14 protein-coding genes are annotated in these 20,961 nt (G+C 47.2%); 1 reads left to right on the top strand and 13 read right to left on the bottom strand.

Translation table 11 applies throughout. The annotated features are described in order from the left end of the window. Positions 1-19: 19 nt before the first annotated feature. From IS446_RS04215 to IS446_RS04155, 13 genes are all read right to left on the bottom strand, one after another. The gene (locus tag IS446_RS04215) at positions 20-385 is read right to left on the bottom strand and encodes a VanZ family protein (protein ID WP_203058740.1); all 366 of its coding nucleotides are present in this window, start codon (positions 383-385) and stop codon (positions 20-22) included. Positions 386-398: 13 nt separating this feature from the next. Next, on the bottom strand, positions 399-779 hold the full coding sequence (gene gcvH / locus IS446_RS04210) for a glycine cleavage system protein GcvH (RefSeq protein ID WP_203058739.1): 381 nt from the start codon (positions 777-779) through the stop codon (positions 399-401). 72 nt (positions 780-851) lie between these two features. Then, complete coding sequence (sov, locus tag IS446_RS04205; RefSeq protein ID WP_203058738.1) at positions 852-7,940, bottom strand: T9SS outer membrane translocon Sov/SprA; 7,089 nt, start codon at positions 7,938-7,940, stop codon at positions 852-854. A gap of 31 nt (positions 7,941-7,971) precedes the next feature. Beyond that, positions 7,972-8,553, bottom strand: a complete 582-nt coding sequence (gene ruvA / locus IS446_RS04200; protein WP_203058737.1) for a Holliday junction branch migration protein RuvA — start codon at positions 8,551-8,553, stop codon at positions 7,972-7,974. Positions 8,554-8,632: 79 nt separating this feature from the next. Beyond that, on the bottom strand, positions 8,633-10,921 hold the full coding sequence (locus IS446_RS04195) for an NADP-dependent malic enzyme (protein ID WP_203058736.1): 2,289 nt from the start codon (positions 10,919-10,921) through the stop codon (positions 8,633-8,635). Positions 10,922-10,999: 78 nt separating this feature from the next. Continuing rightward, positions 11,000-12,964 carry a trehalase family glycosidase gene (locus IS446_RS04190; RefSeq protein ID WP_203058735.1) on the bottom strand — a complete coding sequence of 655 codons (1,965 nt, stop codon included), beginning with the start codon at positions 12,962-12,964 and terminating at the stop codon, positions 11,000-11,002. 21 nt (positions 12,965-12,985) lie between these two features. Further along, complete coding sequence (locus tag IS446_RS04185) at positions 12,986-14,704, bottom strand: sodium:solute symporter (protein ID WP_203058734.1); 1,719 nt, start codon at positions 14,702-14,704, stop codon at positions 12,986-12,988. Between the two features lie 144 nt (positions 14,705-14,848). Further along, a complete protein-coding gene (gene queG, locus IS446_RS04180; RefSeq protein WP_203058733.1) occupies positions 14,849-15,784 on the bottom strand; it encodes a tRNA epoxyqueuosine(34) reductase QueG in 936 nt (311 codons plus the stop codon). Positions 15,785-15,962: 178 nt separating this feature from the next. After that, positions 15,963-16,985 (bottom strand): Holliday junction branch migration DNA helicase RuvB, encoded by a 1,023-nt coding sequence (gene ruvB, locus IS446_RS04175; RefSeq protein ID WP_203058732.1) that lies wholly within the window; start codon positions 16,983-16,985, stop codon positions 15,963-15,965. 159 nt (positions 16,986-17,144) lie between these two features. Then, positions 17,145-17,726, bottom strand: coding sequence for a DUF3332 domain-containing protein (locus IS446_RS04170; protein ID WP_203058731.1), 582 nt, complete (start codon positions 17,724-17,726; stop codon positions 17,145-17,147). A gap of 370 nt (positions 17,727-18,096) precedes the next feature. Next, complete coding sequence (rpmA, locus tag IS446_RS04165) at positions 18,097-18,357, bottom strand: 50S ribosomal protein L27 (RefSeq protein WP_203058730.1); 261 nt, start codon at positions 18,355-18,357, stop codon at positions 18,097-18,099. Between the two features lie 36 nt (positions 18,358-18,393). Continuing rightward, positions 18,394-18,882, bottom strand: a complete 489-nt coding sequence (gene rplU, locus IS446_RS04160; RefSeq protein WP_203058729.1) for a 50S ribosomal protein L21 — start codon at positions 18,880-18,882, stop codon at positions 18,394-18,396. 99 nt (positions 18,883-18,981) lie between these two features. Continuing rightward, complete coding sequence (locus tag IS446_RS04155; protein ID WP_203058728.1) at positions 18,982-19,443, bottom strand: DUF4199 domain-containing protein; 462 nt, start codon at positions 19,441-19,443, stop codon at positions 18,982-18,984. A 196-nt stretch (positions 19,444-19,639) separates the two neighbouring features. Here IS446_RS04155 and IS446_RS04150 point away from each other — a divergent pair, with 196 nt between their 5' ends. Next, on the top strand, positions 19,640-20,953 hold the full coding sequence (locus IS446_RS04150; RefSeq protein WP_203058727.1) for a M16 family metallopeptidase: 1,314 nt from the start codon (positions 19,640-19,642) through the stop codon (positions 20,951-20,953). The last annotated feature ends 8 nt before the right edge of the window (positions 20,954-20,961 follow it).

The raw sequence follows: 20,961 nt of genomic DNA, 5'->3' as shown, positions 1-20,961 counted from the left end.
TTATTCACATTACTTGCAACTAAATTTTATCCTTTAACCCCAGCCGGGGTGCTAAGACAAACTTTATCAAAATAATAGCAAGGATAATTCCCGTTGCATTTGCCAGCATATCTGCCCATTCAAAAGCTCTTTCGTAGGGCAAACTATACTGTAAAACCTCAATAATTATACCATACACCAAACAGAATCCTGCGATCCTGATCAAAAGGCCTTTTGCCTGCGATTTCCTGTAATGCATATACAGTAGCAGGGTAGCGACCATGTAGAATACGGCATGAACTAACTTATCTAAATTAGGGATTCCTCCTTCGACTTTAGGAAGAAAGGATGCAGACACCAGGCTGGCCAGACTCACCGACAGCAACCAAAGTACTGCAGCGAGCAAAAAACCAAATTTTTTAAGCACCCACAAGCTCTTTGTACTCGTCACTGCTCATCAGATCTTCTACCTCCGAAGCATCGGTCATTTTGATCTTGATCATCCACCCCTCTCCATAAGGATCAGAATTCACCTTTTCAGGCTCTTCTTCCAAGGATTCGTTGAACTCAACGATCTCTCCTGAAAGTGGCAGGAACAGGTCAGAAACTGTTTTCACAGCCTCTACCGTACCAAATACTTCTTCGCGCTCCAGCTCTTCATCTACGGTTTCTACTTCCACATAAACGATATCACCAAGTTCACCTTGTGCAAAGTCGGTGATCCCAACGGTAGCTACATCACCTTCGATCTTCACCCATTCGTGGTCTTTGGTGTATTTCAAATCTGATGGAATATTCATAACAAAAATCGATTAGATATTACGTGCCACAAATGTAATTCATTCTTGTGTTGAATTCAAAAGGGTGTGCGGTTAATTTCCGAAATTATAGCGCAGGGTAAAGCCAGAACGGATGGTGGTTTGCGGAAATGCCGTCGACACCTTGAACTGAGAGAAGGTGTGATCGTAGAAGAACAACACGTTCATATTCTTATTCAAAGCGTAGTCTGCAGTAAACTTAAGCGCCCAGATATTTTGTCCGGCGGTTACCTGGTTGGTATTGATATCCAGGTTTCGTATCACTGTCACATTATCTCTGAGCGAGAGATCGGCCTTAAGGTTGATATCCCCCTTAAGCACGGTTTGCCTGCCTCCGATCCGGGTGGGCAGCCGCACATCGGCAAAGCGATAGCCAAGCCCCACGATATACTCATCGCCCCATTGCTCGGTAAGCAGGTTATTGTCAAAACTGAGTGAAAGCGCCCGGTCTTTTCGCAATTCTGCCTGTACGCTTATAGAATTCTTCATCTCCAGGTCAATTCGCAGCAGCGGATTAAACATCTCGATGAGGGTTGCATTGGTGAACAACAGCTCGTTCTTAAAGTTTCCGGCTTCATTAAAGTCAGACCCCTTACCAAATTCCAGGTTACTGCGGAAGCGATTTATACTATAGCTCGACCTGTAGGCATGGGTAAGAGAGAACCTCCTGAAGGTATTCTTAAACCACTTGGAACGCATGAGCCCGGTATATTTCACCGTCCAGTTCGGTAACGGAACATCCCTGAAAGCGCCCAGATCAACGCTTGAAGCATCTTCACCGGTATAGGCCGCAACAAACGCAGGCAACATTACCGCCTGGTTGTCGGGGCCATATCCTTCGGGGTATTCTGTAGCATTTGGATCTATCGGCACCCCTGCCAGACGCTGGGCGATCACGATACGATTATCGCCAAAGGTGCTGAACAATTCTGATTCGCCCTCCGACTTTGGAGAGAATGAGGTCTTTAACATGATCCCCGAAATGGAGAAGTCACCGGTGCGATTCTCGATGAGCGGATTATAATCGAGGAGTCCGTCCCCATCGATATCAATCACGTTATAATTTTCGGTGAGGGCATCTGCATAGGTGCGCTCGGCAATGAGATCTACCGTAAGCTCAGGGAAGGGCTCCAGGTTGGCGGTCATACTCAACTGCTCCTGCTTTCGGTCTGTATACTGCTGGTTAAATTCGGGGAAGGTGGTCAACCACCCTTTTCTGGCGGCCTCGTACCTCACATCGGCCTGGCTACCAAAAACGAATCCCGGCGATGGCCTCAGCGTCCCTATAAATCCGATACTTTCCGTATACCCCGGGAGCATCTTTCCGCTATTTTCACTATAGGTCAGATTCATTCGCTTAACCATGGTAAGCAATCCGACGAGGGTATTGGTCACCCCGTAATTCTTTTGTCCTGCCGTAACCGCTTCAGATGGCGCCACATCATCCTGCCCCGGAATGGCACTTCTGCCCGCCCTTCGTGCAGAGGCTCCTGCAGACGATCGCTTCACCAGACCCAGGTAGCGATAGAGACGCTCCATACCCAGGGAAGCATTTATATCGTGGGTTCCGGCATTCTGAATGGTATTAAGATTTTCTCCTGCAACCTCATTCAAGACATCACTACCACGCTGCCAGCTGAAGTCGGCAGAATAGGCATAGGTGGCATCGATAAAGCTCAGTAAAGGGATCTTACTAAAAGGCAAGGTGTAATTTACCTGCAGTCGTTGCGCATGACGGTTAGGCTCACCGATATTCCAAAAATCGTCCCACAATCCAAGGGTAGGATCTACGATGCGCTCACCGTTCTCATCCTCGGTGAAGTAATTACGAACGATATTGTTATTCGAGGCGGTAAAATTAACCTGCAGGGAGCGAGTCAGGTTGTAGTTCATGGCGAATTGCCAATCGTACATGTAATTTCGCTGCTGCAGTTCTGGAAGCCCCAGCAATTCTGTATCGCCGCCAAGACCAACAACCTGCCTGAAACTTTGACGGTTAAAGGCTCTGGTATATCCTGTATTTGCAGATATGCTCGACGGAAGCAGATTAAAGTTAAAGTCCTTCAACCAGTCCCAATAGGCACCTTTTAAGATGGAGTCGGTCTTTTTGAACGGCATAACCTCTAACGGATCGAAATTATAGCTGTAGAGTACTCCTGTTTTCACATTCTGATCTCTGAACTGCTCGATCTCAAAATCGCGGTGATCGGTCTGGTTGTAGGCATAGTTAAACGTGAGGTTCTCCACATCGTAGAAATCGGCACGCTGCTCCTCATTCCTGTTCTTGCGAACACCTATCAGGTTGATACTTTTTCTTTTGGTATAATCCTGCGCCTGTTCTTCAAGCAGCCTGGCCTCTTCCGGCGTTTCTGCTGCAGCAAGGCGATCGTCGAGCTTGAGGTCCTGGTAGAGCGGATCGAACTCCGGGGTGATCAACTCTTCAGATACGCTGTAGTTAAGTGGTAATTGCACTCCCCATTTATCCGGAAGCAATTGCCCGAGGTTCACATTGGTATTCAGGTTGTATTGCTGCACCTCTTCCCGCGCGCGCTCATTTGGCAACTCATCGAGACCGCCAAATCCGGAAGTACTCATTCGTCCCGTTGCCGAAACAGTGGCGAAATCGGCTACATTCGCGTCGATAGTAGTGATCGCTGCCCAACCACCCTGGTTATCCAGCTCGGCAAGCCTGAGCTCATTGAACCAAACCTCAGCACAGGCGTCATCACCAAGGGTCGTACTCGGATTCTTCACCCCGACCATCACAGCACGGATGTTACCCAAACTCGGATTACCCTTTATAGCCACACGCTGTTGCCCGGGCTCCAGCAGTCCGAATTCTGGAGCCGGATTCCCTTCTTCATCAAAATAATTGAGCTCCTGAAGGCTACCATTGGCTATAGCCTGCGATTTGATCTCTGAAAGCAGCGACAGGGCCAGATCGATATTATTGACCTCCGGCCAGATCGTTTGCGGATCGGTAGTACCCGGCGGGGTAATACGCAGCGGCACTTCGACCTGATAGAAATTATCGCGGAAATCGGTACCGAACCTCAGGAATCCTACCACCTCCCCATCGTTCACCGGAACGTTATTATAAGCTTCGGCATGGATAAACATCTTAAGGCGTTTATACTGCCTGAGATCTACATTGACATTCTTAAATACAGCCCTGGAATCCTTAGGCTCGAGGCCACATACAGCGAACGACAGCGATTGCTCGTTCTGCCTTACAATGGTATTGTTATTATTGAGCTGCTCACGTACTACACCCGGTGGAAGTCGGTACGGGATAGGATCGCGCTGCTCATTCTCCAAAATGTTGACCGTATTCACATCGACCAGGGTTCCATCGTCGTCGGGATTGGGGTCCTCATCCGGCTGGAAGGTACCCACAAAGTTCCTCCAGTCACCGCGTACGAGGTCAAGGGTCGCAAAACGCAACACCACCGGATCGTTAAAGCCGGTCAGGAACATACGCATATAACTCACCGAACGGATATCGGTAATACCACCAATGGCCTCATCGAACTCCCTTACAGGAACCTTGAACTGAATCCATCGCACCCGGTATTGCTGGTTGTCGGGAGTTTCTATGTTCACCTCACGAATATCAGACACATAATTATCGTTACGCTGAATGTTCGGACGAATAGGGATACGATACTGAAAATAACTATCGATGGTATTCATGGTGAGGTCGCGGTTCACATCTTCTACATCAGGGAGTGTCGTAGACCCCCTGTTGGTATTATTTACCTCAATGGGAGAGTTCCCCTGGGGGTTGTTGTAATTGTAATAGCGCTCCAGAATGCCTCCGCTTCTATTGAGGTAGAACTCGTAGTTATCGAGTGCGGGGTCCGGCCCGGGGTTGCCGTAGATGGCCGCTTCGTCCTCATCCAGGATCCCGTCAAAACCGGCGTCTTGCACAGGCCGCAGTTCCGGATCGTTATCGAAGGCATAAACCAGCGATTGTGACGCAGGAACTTCCCCGAAGTTCGTGGTATGTATGAGTGCAGGATCGCGCTCGAGAGGCAATCCGTTCTCGTAAAGTTTCCTCCCGTCTTTAAGCACATCTTCACTTATGTTACCCAGGTTAAAGATGAGCTCACCCCCTTGCCCGGGTATTACCCCATCCTTGTAATACGGATCGAGCACCCAGAATTGTATGTACTCTACATTAGACTGTTCAAAGTTCGTACTGCTCAGCGACCTCATGATCCCTGCCCAGCGGTCGTTACCGGAAAGCGACTCAAAATTACTATTGGCGTTGTAAGGACCTTTATCCTGCGGATAATAAGCTACATCAAGGGTAGGCTGCACCAGGGTTTGCCCCTGCGGAACATCCTGCTGCGGAAAGATCTCATCGATAAAGATACGGCGGGTCTCATTTTCTGAAAGGTCAGCATCGGTTACCCCGTCCGGACGCTGAGAACTGTAGAATACCGGGTCTATCGTATACCAGGACATCTTAGCCCTGCGCCCACCGGAAGCGAGGTTGTCGTTCTCAAGCTCCCCGCCATAACCTATCGGAGCACTGGAGAGCGACCACGCAATTGCCGAGCGTATATCAATAAAGGCCTGAGCCCCTTCGAAGTCGTCAAGATAAGAGGTGGTAACCCCGTCAAAATCGGCATTACGAGGCGATCCGGGAACCAAATAGGCGAAATCACTCCGCACCGAAAGGTTCGAAGGCACATCGGTATCGATACCGGGAAGCTTATTCACCCATCGGGTCATAAAGGGCATCTCGGTAGAATAGTTCAGGTTGACCCCGAAAATACTGTTATTAACCGGCTCCACTCCAAAATTAGCTTTTTGTGTGAGCGGACGTTCATTAAGGTTGAGGAAGGTCCCCCCAAGGGTAAGTTTCTTCCCAAAACGGTGTTCGATATTAAGTCCGGTAAACCTCCTGGTTTGCTGGCCGAAAACAGCGTTGTTCTCTACCGAAACCTCGATAGGCACATTAGAGGCCCTGAGCCCTTCATCGAGAAGCTGTACCGTACCGGCCTGGTAGTTTACGGTATAGTCTACCCCCTCCTGTAATAATCGTCCGCCGGCACGAACACGTACAGAACCACGAGGCACATTGAATGCGCCGATCGGGATTCCCCCACTACTCTCTGCCTTATAGCGGCCTTTAAGCATGAACTTGTTCTTATCTGCTGCCTCCAGGGCCGCCGCCTTAGTAAGCTTATAGAGATCGCGGAACACGTAGCGCTCCTGGTTGGGGTTATTAGGCGTAAAGTTCGGATCGTCGTAATTACCACCATCCCCCAAAAGGTCGTAAAGGTATTCCCCGAAAGGCTCGACCTTGGTAAAGATGATCCTTCCGTTCCGGGTATCTACCGTAATACCCGGCAGAAAATCGAAGAATCCATCCCCCCCGTTCTGGGCATCGTTATAGATATTAAGCCTGTCAAAGTGAAAAACATCAAGTAAAATATCTTCTTCAAGCCCCTGCGGCCAGGTAGCCTCATCGATAGGACTGATATAGTTCACCGGAGAAGGATCCACATAGAGGATGTTCATACGAAAATCTTCCTGCATCAGCTGAAAGGCACCTGTAGAATAGATATTCTTCATCATAAGGTCCCAGACCGGATCTGCCACATTAAAGATGTTACTCTTTAGCATCTTCACGACAAGCGACTGCGGATTCACAGCTGTTACGATCCCGTTATTCGATTCGAAAGAGGTTGCGTTCACCCCGTCGTTGGCAAATTCTCCTACCTGGTAAACCTCTCCCTGGTACGTATACTGGAAGGCCACCCCTAATACCTCATCATTGCTGAGCTTTTGAGTCAGGGAGATATACCCCAACTGCGGATACAACTGAAAGTCGCGCCCCTGCTCCAGCTTCCTGGCGTTTTCAAGAATGGCGTAGTCATAGCCCTGATTGGTCATATAGGCTCCGGTATTAAAACCTTGCTGTACGGTAGAAATATCGCGAATACTCTCGTTCAGGGCAGCTCCCGCCTCTCCTATCGCTCTTGGGTTGTAAGCATTAGCCTCATTACGCGGTAGAATATTTGCCGGATCAAAGAATCCCGGAGGGGCATTACCATTAATACGGGTATTATCGGGATCGGGCTCTCCAATATCCTGAAGCGCCACGATGTTTCTCACATTATCTGTTCGCTGCACGCGGTTGGTTACCCAAACCTCGATACGGGTGATCTGGATCTGAGACTGGATAAAGGGATAATTCTCTAAGGCCTCATCGTATTGATCCCTGAAAAACTGGGAAAGAAAGTAGTGACGGTCTTCATCGTAATCCAGGGCGAGGATCTCGAACTCGTTAATGGTCCCTCCTCCCTGGGCGGTGATATTACGGCTTTGGGAACGTTGCTCTGAGAACACCCCGGTAATGGTGGTATTCCCGAACTGAAGTTCTGTTTTTACCCCAAATAGACTCTGGGCCCCTGTGATCAGAGAGCTGTTTATGGGCATGGACACGTTACCGATCTCAATGTTCTGCAGGATCTCATCTTCGGTAGGTGTATACTCAATTTTGATCAGGTTCTGAAAATCGAAGGTCGCCTCGGTATCATACTGAGCATTTACCGACAGGCGGGAACCGATCTTACCGAGAAGACTCAGCGAAATACGCTGATCAAAGTCAAAAGAAAAATTATTTCTGTTCCTGGGAGACAGGGCAGGATTGTCATTTTGCTGGTAGCGCAACCCCAGGTCCATCGCCACCGACCCCTGAGGGATCACCTCAATGGTATTTCCACCAAATACGCTTTCAAAAAAGTCTGAATTCACATAGAAGGAAGGCAGCAGGTTCTTCTGGGCGTCCTCTTCTCCTGCGCGTCCGCTAACCGCATCGATCTTTTCGTGAAAATAAGCCCGCATTTGCTCCTTGAGTACCATATTCTGGTACTGTTGAGGGGTGAGAATAATGGGGTATCGCGTATCGTATTCTCCCAACTTCTCCGTGTAGATATAACGATCCATGATGGGATCGTAGGTGTACTTCGCTACTATGCTCTCCGGGTCCTGAAGTTTGATCTTGCCCAAAGCCACGCCAACCCTGGTGGTATCCTGCTCCTGCCGGTCCTCCTCCTGGGCAAACGAAAAAGCACTTACAAGAACACAAAGAAATGTAAGTACAGCTTTGTTAAGTCGGTTAAGCAATTTTGTGGCTTATTTATGGTTCTTCGGTCCTCTATAAACTTTTCAGAGCACCTTTTATGATCTCTTCGACACCTGAACCTGGTTCGTTCTTCAAGATTTTAGCTACAACTTTTTCTGCTTGTTTTCGGGGATATCCTAACACCTCCAAAGCAGATAACGCTTCATCTCTGGCCGTATTGTGTTCAACAGCCGAGACTTCCTCCATACCGTATAATTTAACCACCTTATCCTTCAGATCGATGATCACACGCTGGGCTGTTTTAGCACCGATACCTTTAACCGACTGGATGGCCGGGGCATCACCCGAAGCGATAGCCTCCATAATCTCCTGGGGCGTCATCGAGCTCAACATGGTTCTTGCCGTTCCCGCTCCAATACCTGAAACTGAGATCAACAAACGGAAGATCTCACGCTCCCCCTTATCGAAAAATCCATAAAGGGTATGCGCATCCTCTCTAACGATAAGATGTGTAAATAATTTAATATTCTCCTGGGAAGGGATCCGGGAATAGGTATAAAGGGAAACATTGATAAGATAGCCGACACCACCACATTCTATAATAACATCTGTCGGATTTTTCTCAACGAGTTTTCCATTTATATGTGAAATCATTACAACAAATAGGTTAATGCCTCAAATGTAGTAAAATAATTTCCAACTGAGACATTAACCTACCTGCTGCAATGCGGGTTTATTCTGATTTATTCTGACGTTTTTCTCTTTCCTGAGCGTCGACCACAGCAACGGCTGCCATATTGACGATCTCCTCTACTGCGGCCCCAAGTTGAAGCACGTGAACAGGCTTGTTCATCCCGAGAAGGATCGGCCCGATAGAATCGGCCCCGTCAAGCTCTTTCATGAGCTTATACGTGATATTGGCAGACTCCAGGTTAGGGAATACCAGCGTATTCACCTTTTTACCGGCGATCTTAGAGAAAGGGAACTTGCTTTGAAGCATTTCCTTGTTCAGAGCAAAGTCCGACTGTACCTCACCGTCTACACAAATATCGGGACAATAGCGATGCAGGTATTCTACCGCCTCACTTACCTTGGTCGCACTATGATGCTTGGACGATCCGAAATTGGCATAAGACAACATAGCTATTACCGGATCTACCCCGAACAGTTTAGCAGCCTGAGATGTCATTTGAGTGATCTTGGCTAACTGCTTGGCATCAGGATCTATGTTGATGGAAGTATCGGAAAGGAAGATCGGCCCGCGATCGGTGATCATCAGGTTCATCGCCGCTACCCTTGACACCCCTGAAGCTTTTCCGATAAGCTCGAACAAAGGCTTAACTACGGTTGGGTATGAGCGCGAATACCCGGAAACCAATCCGTCGGCATCACCTTCATTCACCATCATGGCCGCGTAGTAATTTCGATCTCTTATCTTTCTTTCTGCCTCGTATTGGGTAAACCCGTCTCTTCGTCTGCGTTCCCACAGTTTTTGGGCATAATGTGCTTTCTTCTCTTTGGTACAATCACCCTTTGGGTCTATGATCTCCACCTCACCTTCAAATTCGATCTCTGCCATAAGCTCTTCGATCACATCTTTACGACCGAGAAGTACAGGAATAGCGATACCCTCATCATGAACGATCTGAGCAGCTTTTAACACATCGAGTTGATCTCCTTCGGGGAAAACGATCTTTTTCGGATTGGTACGGGCTCTGTTGTGAAGCATACGCACCATCTTATGATCATTACCCAGACGCTGTAAAAGCTCTTCTTCGTAGGCCTCCCAGTCGGTTATCGGCATTCTGGCCACCCCGGAATCCATTGCAGCCTTGGCTACAGCAGGAGGTACTGCTGCGATAAGTCGCGGATCAAAAGGTTTCGGGATAATATAATCTTTTCCAAAGGTAAGTCGTGTCTGGCCGTAGGCGATATTTACCTGCTCGGGTACCGGCTGCTTAGCCAGGTCGGCCAAAGCCTTTACGGCGGCCATTTTCATCTCTTCATTGATCTTGGTAGAGCGAACATCCATGGCCCCACGGAAAATGAAAGGAAACCCAAGAACATTGTTCACCTGGTTAGGGTGGTCCGAACGTCCGGTAGCCATGATAATATCTTCTCTGGTCTTTATGGCCAGGTCATAGGCGATCTCCGGATCCGGATTTGCCATAGCGAATACGATAGGATCGCTATTCATAGACAGCAACATCTCGGGGGTAACGATATCGGCAATAGACAGCCCGATGAACACATCGGCATTCTCCATAGCCTCTTCCAGCGTATCTATCTTGCGATCGCTGGCAAACTCCAGTTTTTCGGGTGTAAGGTTTTCGCGGTCCTTTCTGATGACCCCTTTACTGTCGAGCATCACAATATTTTCTGCACTGGCACCAAAAGCCTTGTACAAACGCGTACAGGAAACAGCAGCGGCACCGGCCCCACTGATCACGATACGCACATCTTCGATCTTCTTTCCGGCGATCTCCAGTGCATTGAGCAGCGCAGCAGCCGAAATAATGGCCGTTCCGTGCTGATCGTCATGCATTACCGGAATATCCAACTCCTCTTTCAGACGCCTTTCGATCTCAAAGGCTTCCGGAGCTTTAATATCTTCAAGATTGATCCCTCCAAAGGTCGGTGCGATCATCTTTACGGTCTCAATAAACTTATCGACATCCTTGGTATCAAGTTCGATATCCATACCGTCGAGATCGGCAAAGATCTTAAAGAGTAATCCCTTACCCTCCATCACAGGTTTAGACGCCTCCGGTCCGATATCACCCAATCCAAGTACAGCAGTACCATTGGAGATCACAGCCACCAGGTTCCCCTTGGTGGTATATTTATAAACATCATCTTTATTCTTGGCTATTTCGAGGCAGGGCTCTGCCACCCCGGGAGAATAGGCTAAGGCAAGGTCTCTTTGGGTAGAGTATTTCTTGGTTGGTACGATCTTGATCTTACCGGGCTGAGGCTTGGCATGATAAATTAAAGCCTCTCTTCTTTTACTCGATTTGCTCATAGTTGTTCGTTTGTTGCAGACAAAGGTAAAAGAATATTAAACTTTTAAAGGCAATATGTGCGGCCCAACAAAAAAAAGTCAAAACAATTCCTCCGGAGGCAACAGCGCGTCAAGATCTTCTTTGAGTTCAGAAGAAATCATTTCAAGCCCTAACTGGTAGGAGGCATTCATCCATCCGAATCCGGAAGTAGTGATATAGTCAAATTCGGTGCCCACGTTCCCATATTCGGCATACACTTTATGGGTACAGGATACCACATCGTATTTCTCCGGAATGGTTCCGTTGTAATCGACCGCATTTTTAGTGATCATCCACAACCAGCGATAGGCCAATTCTTCTGCCTTTTCGTCGAAACCGTAATTTCGCAAGCCCGTCCAGATCATCATTTGATGGGGTGCCCAACCGTTGGGGTAATCCCATTGGCGCTGCACATCGTTCGAGGCGTATTTCGCCACCGACTCCTTAGAAGTGGAAGCTACCCCGCAGTGCTCCACCAGGGTAGCCTGCAAGCGCTCCAGCATCACGACCGCCTGTTCGGGGGTAGCGAGTTCTGACCAAAGCGGAATATAATTGGTAGCCGATTCAAAATCGGTTCGCTTACCTGCCAATACATTGTAATCGAAGAAACCACCTTTTTCCTCATCCCACATATACTTGTTCATGAGCTTCTTTCGACGCTCTGCCCGGTCTTCCCATTCGCCGGTAGTATAGGTGCGGCCATTTTCCGATTCGAAGGTACCGCCAAAATGATCGTGAATTAAAAGGGCGAAGTCCTTCTCATATTTGTACAAAAGGGCGTTAAGACCAACCGTATTGAGATCGGCACACACATTATCGAGCCTCCAGGAGGTATCATGACCACTTTCCCTTAGGCTCCTGTCATGAAGGAAATACCTGTCGAGCTCAGGGTCGAGGATCTCTCCTGTTTGATAAGCTTCGGCATAGGCTTCGACCGTCAAGGTTTTCTTTTCGAATGCTGATCTCGCCTCATTATAGCGATCGGCAAAAACGCTCAACACCTCATCAAAATGTCCCTCTTCGGTTTCCGGAGGAATACCGATACCGGAAGCGTAATAACGATTGAGGCCATTAGGTGTAAGTCTTTGACCGGGTGTCATCCATACGGTCTCGTATTCTTTAATGGCAGCCTCTACAACCCCGCGCAACCAGTCGATATCTTCAACCCCCATGGCATCATAGACCATCCTGATATAGGAAGTTAGGAACGGAGGCTGGGATCGGGTGAGGTAATACGTCCTGTTGGCGTTAAGGATCTTACCGTAATGCTCGATCTGATAGGCGAAGTTATCGACCATAGCCCTGGCCAGATCAATACGGTCGTCTATAATGAGTCCTACACCTTCAAAATAACTATCCCAACCGTACATCTCATTAAACCGGCCGCCCGGCACTACAAAGGGCACCCCTTTTCCCTGGTCTAATTTGAGGGAAAGTATTCCCGGTTTATCGTTAATAGACTTCACATACTCAGGAGTAATACTATCCGGCAATATTTCGACCTTAAAATTATCGAACTCCAGGGCTAAAGATTCAAAATACTTTTGACCTGCAGGGTCGGTAGCAGGAACATAGATCCTTCTTGTTATGGTATCAGACGACTTAGAATCCTCAAGAATGCGCTTCAGGCCTTTTCGGTCTATCGTTCGGGTGAGGTCATCCCAATAAACCTGTTTGATATTCCTGGAAATACGCTGCGTAGGCAACTCTTCGATCCTGCCCACTTCAATAAGGGCCGTGTCGACACCATCGGCTTTTTGAAGTGCTAGTTCCTGAAGTAAATTCGACAAATGATAGGTCGTAGCCACCGTATAGGTATCACCATCTGTAAGCTCGAGTTCGAAAGTCTTATCGCCCTCGTCATCACGGGTTATCTTCTTATCGCCATCGGTATCCTCATCATCGAGCAAGGCATTAAGGCTCGCATCTACCACAACCTCTAAGGCATAGGGCTTATCTTCAGCACAAGAATGTAAGACTGCCAACAGGAGCGCAATGAGCGAAAATTTCAAAAAGATCTTCATATGTAAATCGTTTCGTTTTTATTACCAAAATATGCCCACGATCACTGCCGTGATCACCAACAGGATCACAGAAAGCACGCGGTAATTCTTATACCATGGCAGTGCCTTAAGCTCAACGGTCTCTTCTTTATAAAGGGACGATTTATAGGTATATTCAGCCACCTGCACTGCTTCGGGTGGCGCGGTCATCAAACTCACCCCGACCAGGATCAGGATGCAGATCACAAAGAGCAAGGATGCCCGGGCGAGAAAATGCATATCATCAATCAGGGGCAACCAGCCATTTATCTGGGAAAAGATCATCAATACCGCCAGAACACCACCGGAGATCAAACTTACGATAGCCCCGGTACCATTGGCGCGTTTCCAGAACAAACCAAGTACAAAGGCAGCAACGGCAGGCGGACTCGTATAAGCGATCACCAATTGGAGATACCCCCAGAGCGAATCACTTACCCGCTCAATAAAAGGCACCCAGGCAGAAGCCAGGATCACCAATACTAGCGTAGCGATCTGTCCGGCCCTCACCAACTGCTTACTGGTAAGACGCGGATTCATATTTCTAACAAAGTCCATGGTTATCAAAGTCGATGCCGAGTTAAATGTAGCCGACACAGAAGACATCATAGCCGCCAGTAATCCGGCGACCACAAGTCCGAGTACCCCCGTTGGCAATAGTTGGAATAACAATACCGGATAGGTGAGATTAGGACAGTCTGCAAGGTCCTCGCAAACACCGCCATCGGGCAACGGATAATTAAGTCCGGAAATATCCAGGCCACTGAACAACAAGAGCGCTAACACCCCGGGAACGACCATGATAAAGATCACCGGCAATTTTAAAAATCCTGCAAACAAGGCTCCCCACCTACCGTGATTCAGGTTTTTAGCTCCCAGAACCCTTTGCACCATGAACTGGTTATTGGCCCAAAAGTAGAATCCGAGCAACGGTACACCCGAAAGAAGTCCCCACCAGGGAAGAAACTCATCGTTACCCGGACGAACAAGGCTAAATACCTCATCGGCATTTTGGGGTATGAACTTACCCTCTGCCGCACGATCGCCAAAATTCACATCGCCGGAAGCCAGCATAAGATCAAGCTTATCCGTCATCATATTCCACCCCCCACCGAGACGATCAAAGGCGAAATAGGTTAACAAACAAGAACCTATAATGAGCAAGACTGCTTGCACAACCTCGGTCTGTATCACCGAATTGAGTCCGCCGGGAATCGTATAGGCAGCTGCTGCAATGGCGAGAATAATGATGATCGTTGTCGAAGAGATCTCCGGAAAGAGCAACTTCAAGACGATACTCCCCACATACAATCCGGCAGCGGTGTCAACGAGTACATTCCCCACAATGGTGATAAATGAAAAGTAATAGCGGGAACGCCTGTCATATCGGCGCTCCAGGAATTCCGGCATGGTATACACTCCAGACCGCAGATAGAAGGGAAGGAAAAAGATGGCAAAAAATATAAGCACCACGACCGCATACCACTCGTAGTTATACACGTTCACATTGGTCTGAAAGGCATCTGAAGCCAGACCTACCAGGGTCGAGCTGGAGATGTTCGCCGAGAAAAGGGCGATCCCCACAATGGGCCAGGTCATGGTTCTTCCTCCTAAAAAATAATCTTCTGAACTGCTTCTTCTCGATTTGGATATTCCGTATATGATGATCCCTACCAGGTAGACCAGGATCACAATTACGTCAAGCGTCTGTAATGAGCCCATAAGTAGCTGTGGTATGATTTAGTTAAGTAAAAGCGCCTTTTGAGATGTCACAATATTTAAAGCCAAATATTACATATACCTCAAGGCTTTTCATAATTTTTTCTCAATATACACAATATTAAGGGATAACAAAATGAACAACCTTTACTCTGAGGCGTCTTTTAGAAAGGAAATATTACGGGTGAGTCCGCTGTATTTAGCACGCTTGACAGCCGACTTCTTGAACACCTTTTTAAAGGTATCTTCAGTAAGCTCATACCAATCGGCCTTACTCATTTCGAGCAATTCCGGATGGGGCTTAAAAGCTTCTTCACGGTGGGGTTTTGAGAAGCGGTTCCACGGACAAACATCCTGGCACACATCACAGCCGAACATCCAGTTATCGAACTTACCCTTGTAGGAAGGGGGCAATTCATCTTTAAGCTCGATAGTAAAGTAAGAGATACACTTGCTGCCATCTACAATGTAAGGCGCCACGATAGCCTGTGTAGGACAGGCATCTATGCAAGCGGTACAAGACCCGCAGTGGTCGGTAACCGGGGTGTCGGGCTCCAGTTCAAGGTCTACTATAAGCTCTGCCACAAAATAGAATGACCCCACCTGCTTGGTGAGTAAATTAGCATTCTTCCCGATCCATCCGAGTCCGCTCTTTGCCGCCCATGCCTTATCCAGCACGGGAGCCGAATCTACGAAGGCCCGTCCCTGGACCTCCCCGATCTCCTCCTGAATAAATTCTAGTAAATTCCGGAGTTTATCCTTGATCACAAAGTGGTAATCGGCACCATAGGCGTACTTGGAGATCTTAGGTGACTCAGGGTCTTTCTGGGTTTGCTCCGGGTAATAATTCAGAATGACGGAGATCACAGACTTCGCACCGTCAACCAGAAGTCGGGGATCAAGACGCTTGTCAAAATGATTGGCCATATACCCCATTTCTCCCTGCATCCCTTTATGAAGCCAGTCCTCGAGACGGGGTGCCTCCTCTTCCAAAAAGCCGGCTTCTGAGATACCACAGGAGAGAAATCCCAGGCGTTTCGCCTCAGCTTTTATCATTTGGGTATATTTTTCACGGGTTCCCATAAATTCAAAGGTAAGCAATGCAATCAATCTTTAGGAAACCAAATAAAAAGGCCTTGCCAATCAACGGCAAGGCCTCTAAAGTCCTAAATCGGTTTTTATCATTTATTGCGGAGCAGACCGCTCCACAAATTTTATTTCATTGATCTCATCGGCAGAAACGCCAAGAGTAACGGTTTTCCTAAAAAAGTCCGCCCTGAGTCCCGTGTTGCGTTCTTCCGAGATGCTTATAAGCCAATTCGGTAACCTCCCTCCCCCTGGGGGTTCTCACAATAAATCCTTGCTGAATAAGAAAAGGTTCATAGACTTCTTCAATGGTCTCTGCACTTTCAGAAACTGCAGTAGCCAGAGTTGTGATCCCTACCGGACCACCTTTAAACTTATCTATGATGGTCGCCAGGATCTTATTATCCATCTCATCGAGGCCGAAGGCATCAACATTAAGTGCCTTTAATCCAAACCTGGAGATCTCGATATCGATCTTCCCATTCCCTTTTATCTGGGCAAAATCCCTTACCCTGCGCAACAAAGCATTGGCTATACGAGGTGTCCCGCGGCTGCGCCCCGCAATCTCAATAGCCGCCTCCATGGTGATGGGAACTCTTAGTATTTGCGCACTTCGCTGCACGATATCGGCGAGAAGTTCGGTGGTATAGTACTGCAGTCTGCTGCTAATACCGAAACGCGCCCGCATCGGAGCGGTAAGCAGCCCGGAACGCGTGGTGGCCCCTACGAGGGTAAAAGGATTCAGATTGATCTGGACGGTACGGGCATTGGGGCCGCTCTCGATCATAATATCGATCTTATAGTCTTCCATGGCCGAATACAGGTACTCTTCAACCACCGGACTCAACCTGTGAATCTCATCGATAAACAAGACATCTCTTTCTTCCAGGTTGGTGAGCAGTCCTGCCAGGTCGCCGGGCTTATCGAGCACGGGCCCGGAGGTCACCTTGATATTTACGCCAAGCTCATTGGCCAGAATATGCGCGAGGGTAGTTTTACCCAATCCTGGAGGCCCGTGAAAAAGGGTATGATCCAACGCTTCAGACCTCAGGTTAGCCGCCTCAGTAAAAACCTGAAGATTTTCTAAAACCTGATCCTGGCCTGCAAAATCATCAAACGACAAAGGCCTTAACGCTTTCTCGATATCATTCTCTTCCGGAGTAAAGTGATCACCCGTAGGGTCTAAATATTCATTCATAGGTTATGCATCTTGACAAGCCTAAGCAGCAGGCAGGAAACAAATATAGCAAAGTTAATGCTCACCGTACCCCTATGGTGTACAACTTAAACTGTAGGGCAACCAACTAAAAACCCCGCCGTTCCGGGCGGGGTTTTAATTGATATATTAAGAGCCTGATCACTCTGCCTCTGCGAGCATAGACTTGGCTACGTAATCCTGCTTGAAGGCCTGGATCTTAGCAAGTCCTTCCTGACGGGTGGCCTCAGCATCGATCTTGATATCGCCTTCAGGAGTGTGTACGATATAATATCCTTCCTTAAAGGAACTCAATGGGATCACCTCTCCATCGGGCTTGATGGCATTCCAACTCTTTTCATGCGGACGGTATACCAGGTCTACTTTTTCGCCGGCCTTAGGACCATCGATCACTTCGATCTGCATGCGATTTTGCGTAGCTGTCATCTGATAGGTGTTTCCATCGCGCTCTACAAGTTGAACTTCTTTCTCACCTTTTTTCATGGCTACCGGGTTATTCCCCGACCAGAATTCGATGGTGTTAAAGATAAGTGCGTCACCTACAAGAAAGATCTCATATACAGGAACGATCACCAACCCCCAGAACACCAGGTTATTTACAAATTTATTCTCGGTGAGCTCCATATTCCAGTCTTTTAATCCATTAAAGGCCGAGAAAGAACCGAGACAACTGGTAAACATGACCGAACTGGCCAATGCGATACAAATGATAGTTTTTTTCATAATGATAGTTTTAGTTGCGAAAACTAAATATAGAAAAAATATCCAGCCAGCGATTCTAATTCCCTCAAAATTAGGCTACTGCACCTAAAAGTCGATAGAATACACATCACACCTTCAACCACTACCATACACTCGGGATTACATAAAACAAAAGTGACAAGCCACTAAGTTCATAAGAATACACCTTCACAGGCCGAACTCAAAAGACCTGACAGCGAGTACCAACCCGGATTTCAACAAATCACAGCAACAACCACAAAAACTAACAACAACCCAAAACCCGAAGGAAGACAGGGCGCCACCACAAAAGGGACACAAAAAAACCCCTCAGTTTCCTGAAGGGCTTCTCTAAAAAGTATCTTTTGTTTCATTATGCCTGGAAAGGCTCGATAGAAACGTAAGATTTGTTGTCTTTTTTCTTCTGGAATTTTACAATTCCATCAACTTTAGCATGCAGGGTATGATCTTTACCCATGTATACGTTCTCACCTGGATTGTGAGAAGTACCACGCTGTCTTACGATGATATTTCCGGCGATAGCAGCCTGACCTCCGAAGATCTTCACCCCGAGGCGTTTCGATTCTGACTCTCTACCGTTCTTAGAACTACCAACTCCTTTTTTGTGTGCCATTGTATTAGAGTTTTATTTCGTTATCAAATTAAACAATTAGCTCAATGCAGCGATAAGCTCAGCTTTCTTCATTGAAGAATATCCGCTGATCTCTTTTGCCTTAGCCATTTCTCTAAGCTCAGCTACGGTAAGACCGCTAAGGTCATTTCCTGCTTCAGCTTTTGGTGCATCTGCCTTTTTAGTTTCTTTCTTTGGAGCAGCTTTCTTAGCTCCGCTGGCAGTGATCCCTTCGATCACGATCTCAGTAAGGGCCTGTCTGTGACCGTTCTTAACACGGTAACCTTTACGTCTTTTCTTTTTGAAAACGATCACTTTGTCACCTTTAAGGTGCTTAACGACTTTCGCCTCTACTGCGGCTCCGTCTATAGCCGGGGCGCCAATGGTTACATTACCGTTATCATCAAGAAGAAGAACATTATCAAAAGTAACCTTATCTCCTTCTGCCGATGGCAAACGATGCACGTAAACCTTCTGGTCTTTCGCAACTTTAAATTGCTGCCCTGCTATCTCTACAATTGCGTACATATACGTATGGATTAATAAATTAATTTACAACTTAAAACGCCTCAATCTCATTTTAAGGCGGGTGCAAATATACTGCTAATTCACTAAAACGCAAATGTATTATGCCTTTTTAGGCGTTTTTTTCAGGTTCCAGCTGGGCTTGAATTTCTGCATAAACGCCAGAGTAAGAACTACTGTAGATGCAAACCCCTCGACCACGAGCACGAATAAGAGAATTCCCGGCCCCTGATTGTAGTCATCCATCCAATTATCTAAAATGCGCTCGGCAAAGGTCGGATCTATGTGGAACATGTAAACGGCCAGGAACGCCACGAAAATGAGCGTAGCGAGAAACCCGGTATAGATCCCGGTCTTGAAGCCGTTGTAATATTCGAAGTTCTCACCTTCTAAAACTTTTCTAAAGCGAATGACCATATAGATACCGTAAGCCATGATGACTCCGTTGAGCAATCGTAACCAAGGGTTTTCGTGAAGGCCAAATAAGCGAACTACCAGGAAATATGCGATCAGAATGATAGCGATCACAACGCCATACCTTATGTGTATTTTATTCGGATTCAATGTATTATATTTTTTAATGATTCTTTCGAATTTACAAAAAATCAATTTTGAGCAGGTTAAAATTGCACTAAAATTAACCTGCGCACTTTTGAACTGAGGGAAATTTCCTATATCTTCGGAATCTGAAACACTTCACAGGAAAAACACCTGGTTATCAAGGGTGTATTTCCTAAAATAAAACCAAAACATGTAAACTATGAAAAAGATCACTTTGGTGCTAGCCTGCCTCTTTTCGGGATACACCGCTTTAGCTCAACAGGTCGATTTCGAAGAATACGACCTCGACAACGGGCTGCACGTTATTCTTCACCAGGACAATTCAGCTCCTGTAGTTACCACCTCGGTCATGTATCACGTTGGTGGTAAAGACCGCGAAGAAGGCAGAACCGGGTTCGCACACTTCTTCGAACACCTTCTTTTTGAAGGTACAGAGAATATCGAAAAAGGTAAATGGTTCGAGATCGTTAGCTCTCATGGCGGTAACAACAACGCCAATACGAGTAACGACCGCACCTACTACTACGAAGTATTCCCATCGAACAACCTCGAACTGGGGCTGTGGATGGAGTCCGAACGAATGCTTCACCCCATAATCAAGCAAGAAGGCGTAGACACCCAGAACGAGGTGGTAAAAGAAGAACGCAGATTGCGGGTAGACAATGCCCCTTATGGTCAGTTGCTTAATGCTGTTTGCGAGGCGCTTTTCGAGAACCACCCTTATAAAGATCCGAACATCGGGTACATGAAAGACCTTGACGCAGCATCGCTGGAAGAGTTCCAGGCGTACTTTAAAAAGTATTACGTTCCCAACAACGCTGTTCTGGTTGTTGCCGGGGATATTGACATGGACAAGACCAAAAAGATGATCAAGGAGTATTTTGGCCCTGTGCCAAAGGGAGCTCCTGTAGTTAGAAACTACCCTAAAGAAGCTCCGATCGAACAGACCATCAGAACAAAGCACTACGACAGTAACATTCAGAATCCGGCCCTTATTACCGCTTACCGCACTCCGGGATTCGGATCAAGAGAGGCTTATGTGCTCAATATGATCTCTACCTACCTGAGCAACGGAAGAAGTTCTGTACTGTATAAGAAACTGGTAGACGACCAAAAACAAGCCCTGCAGGTTAGCGCCTTTAACCTGGAGCAGGAAGATTACGGCATTTACCTGGTGTTTGCATTGCCACTGGGTGAAACCTCACTGGAAACTTTAGAGGAAGAGATCGAAGAGGAGATGAAAAAGCTGAGAACCGAGCTCATTTCTGAACGCGACTTTAAAAAGCTTCAAAATCAATTTGAGAGCAACTACATTAACTCAAATTCGAGTGTTCAGGGTATCGCAAACAGCCTTGCCCGTTACTACATGCTTTACGGAGACACCAACCTGATCAATGATCAGATCGACATCTACCGAAGCATTACCAGGGAAGAGATCCAGGATGTAGCCATCAAATACCTCTTACCCGGCAAGAAAGCAGTTATCGAATATCTTCCGGAAGAAAACCAATAAAAAAATTA

It is taken from the genome of Robertkochia sediminum, assembly GCF_016786255.1.
In the GTDB taxonomy this organism is placed as follows: Bacteria; Bacteroidota; Bacteroidia; order Flavobacteriales; family Flavobacteriaceae; genus Robertkochia; species Robertkochia sediminum.
The sequence above is the reverse complement of the archived record's forward strand: the minus strand, read 5'-3'. Positions and strand labels throughout refer to the sequence as shown.

Coding starts and splice junctions, on each gene's coding strand:
- gcvH (WP_203058739.1), bottom strand. CDS start 779: ATGAATATTCCATCAGATTTGAAATACACCAAAGACCACGAATGGGTG.
- ruvA (WP_203058737.1), bottom strand. CDS start 8,553: ATGATTTCACATATAAATGGAAAACTCGTTGAGAAAAATCCGACAGAT.
- IS446_RS04195 (WP_203058736.1), bottom strand. CDS start 10,921: ATGAGCAAATCGAGTAAAAGAAGAGAGGCTTTAATTTATCATGCCAAG.
- IS446_RS04190 (WP_203058735.1), bottom strand. CDS start 12,964: ATGAAGATCTTTTTGAAATTTTCGCTCATTGCGCTCCTGTTGGCAGTC.
- IS446_RS04185 (WP_203058734.1), bottom strand. CDS start 14,704: ATGGGCTCATTACAGACGCTTGACGTAATTGTGATCCTGGTCTACCTG.
- queG (WP_203058733.1), bottom strand. CDS start 15,784: ATGGGAACCCGTGAAAAATATACCCAAATGATAAAAGCTGAGGCGAAA.
- ruvB (WP_203058732.1), bottom strand. CDS start 16,985: ATGAATGAATATTTAGACCCTACGGGTGATCACTTTACTCCGGAAGAG.
- IS446_RS04170 (WP_203058731.1), bottom strand. CDS start 17,726: ATGAAAAAAACTATCATTTGTATCGCATTGGCCAGTTCGGTCATGTTT.
- rpmA (WP_203058730.1), bottom strand. CDS start 18,357: ATGGCACACAAAAAAGGAGTTGGTAGTTCTAAGAACGGTAGAGAGTCA.
- rplU (WP_203058729.1), bottom strand. CDS start 18,882: ATGTACGCAATTGTAGAGATAGCAGGGCAGCAATTTAAAGTTGCGAAA.
- IS446_RS04150 (WP_203058727.1), top strand. CDS start 19,640: ATGAAAAAGATCACTTTGGTGCTAGCCTGCCTCTTTTCGGGATACACC.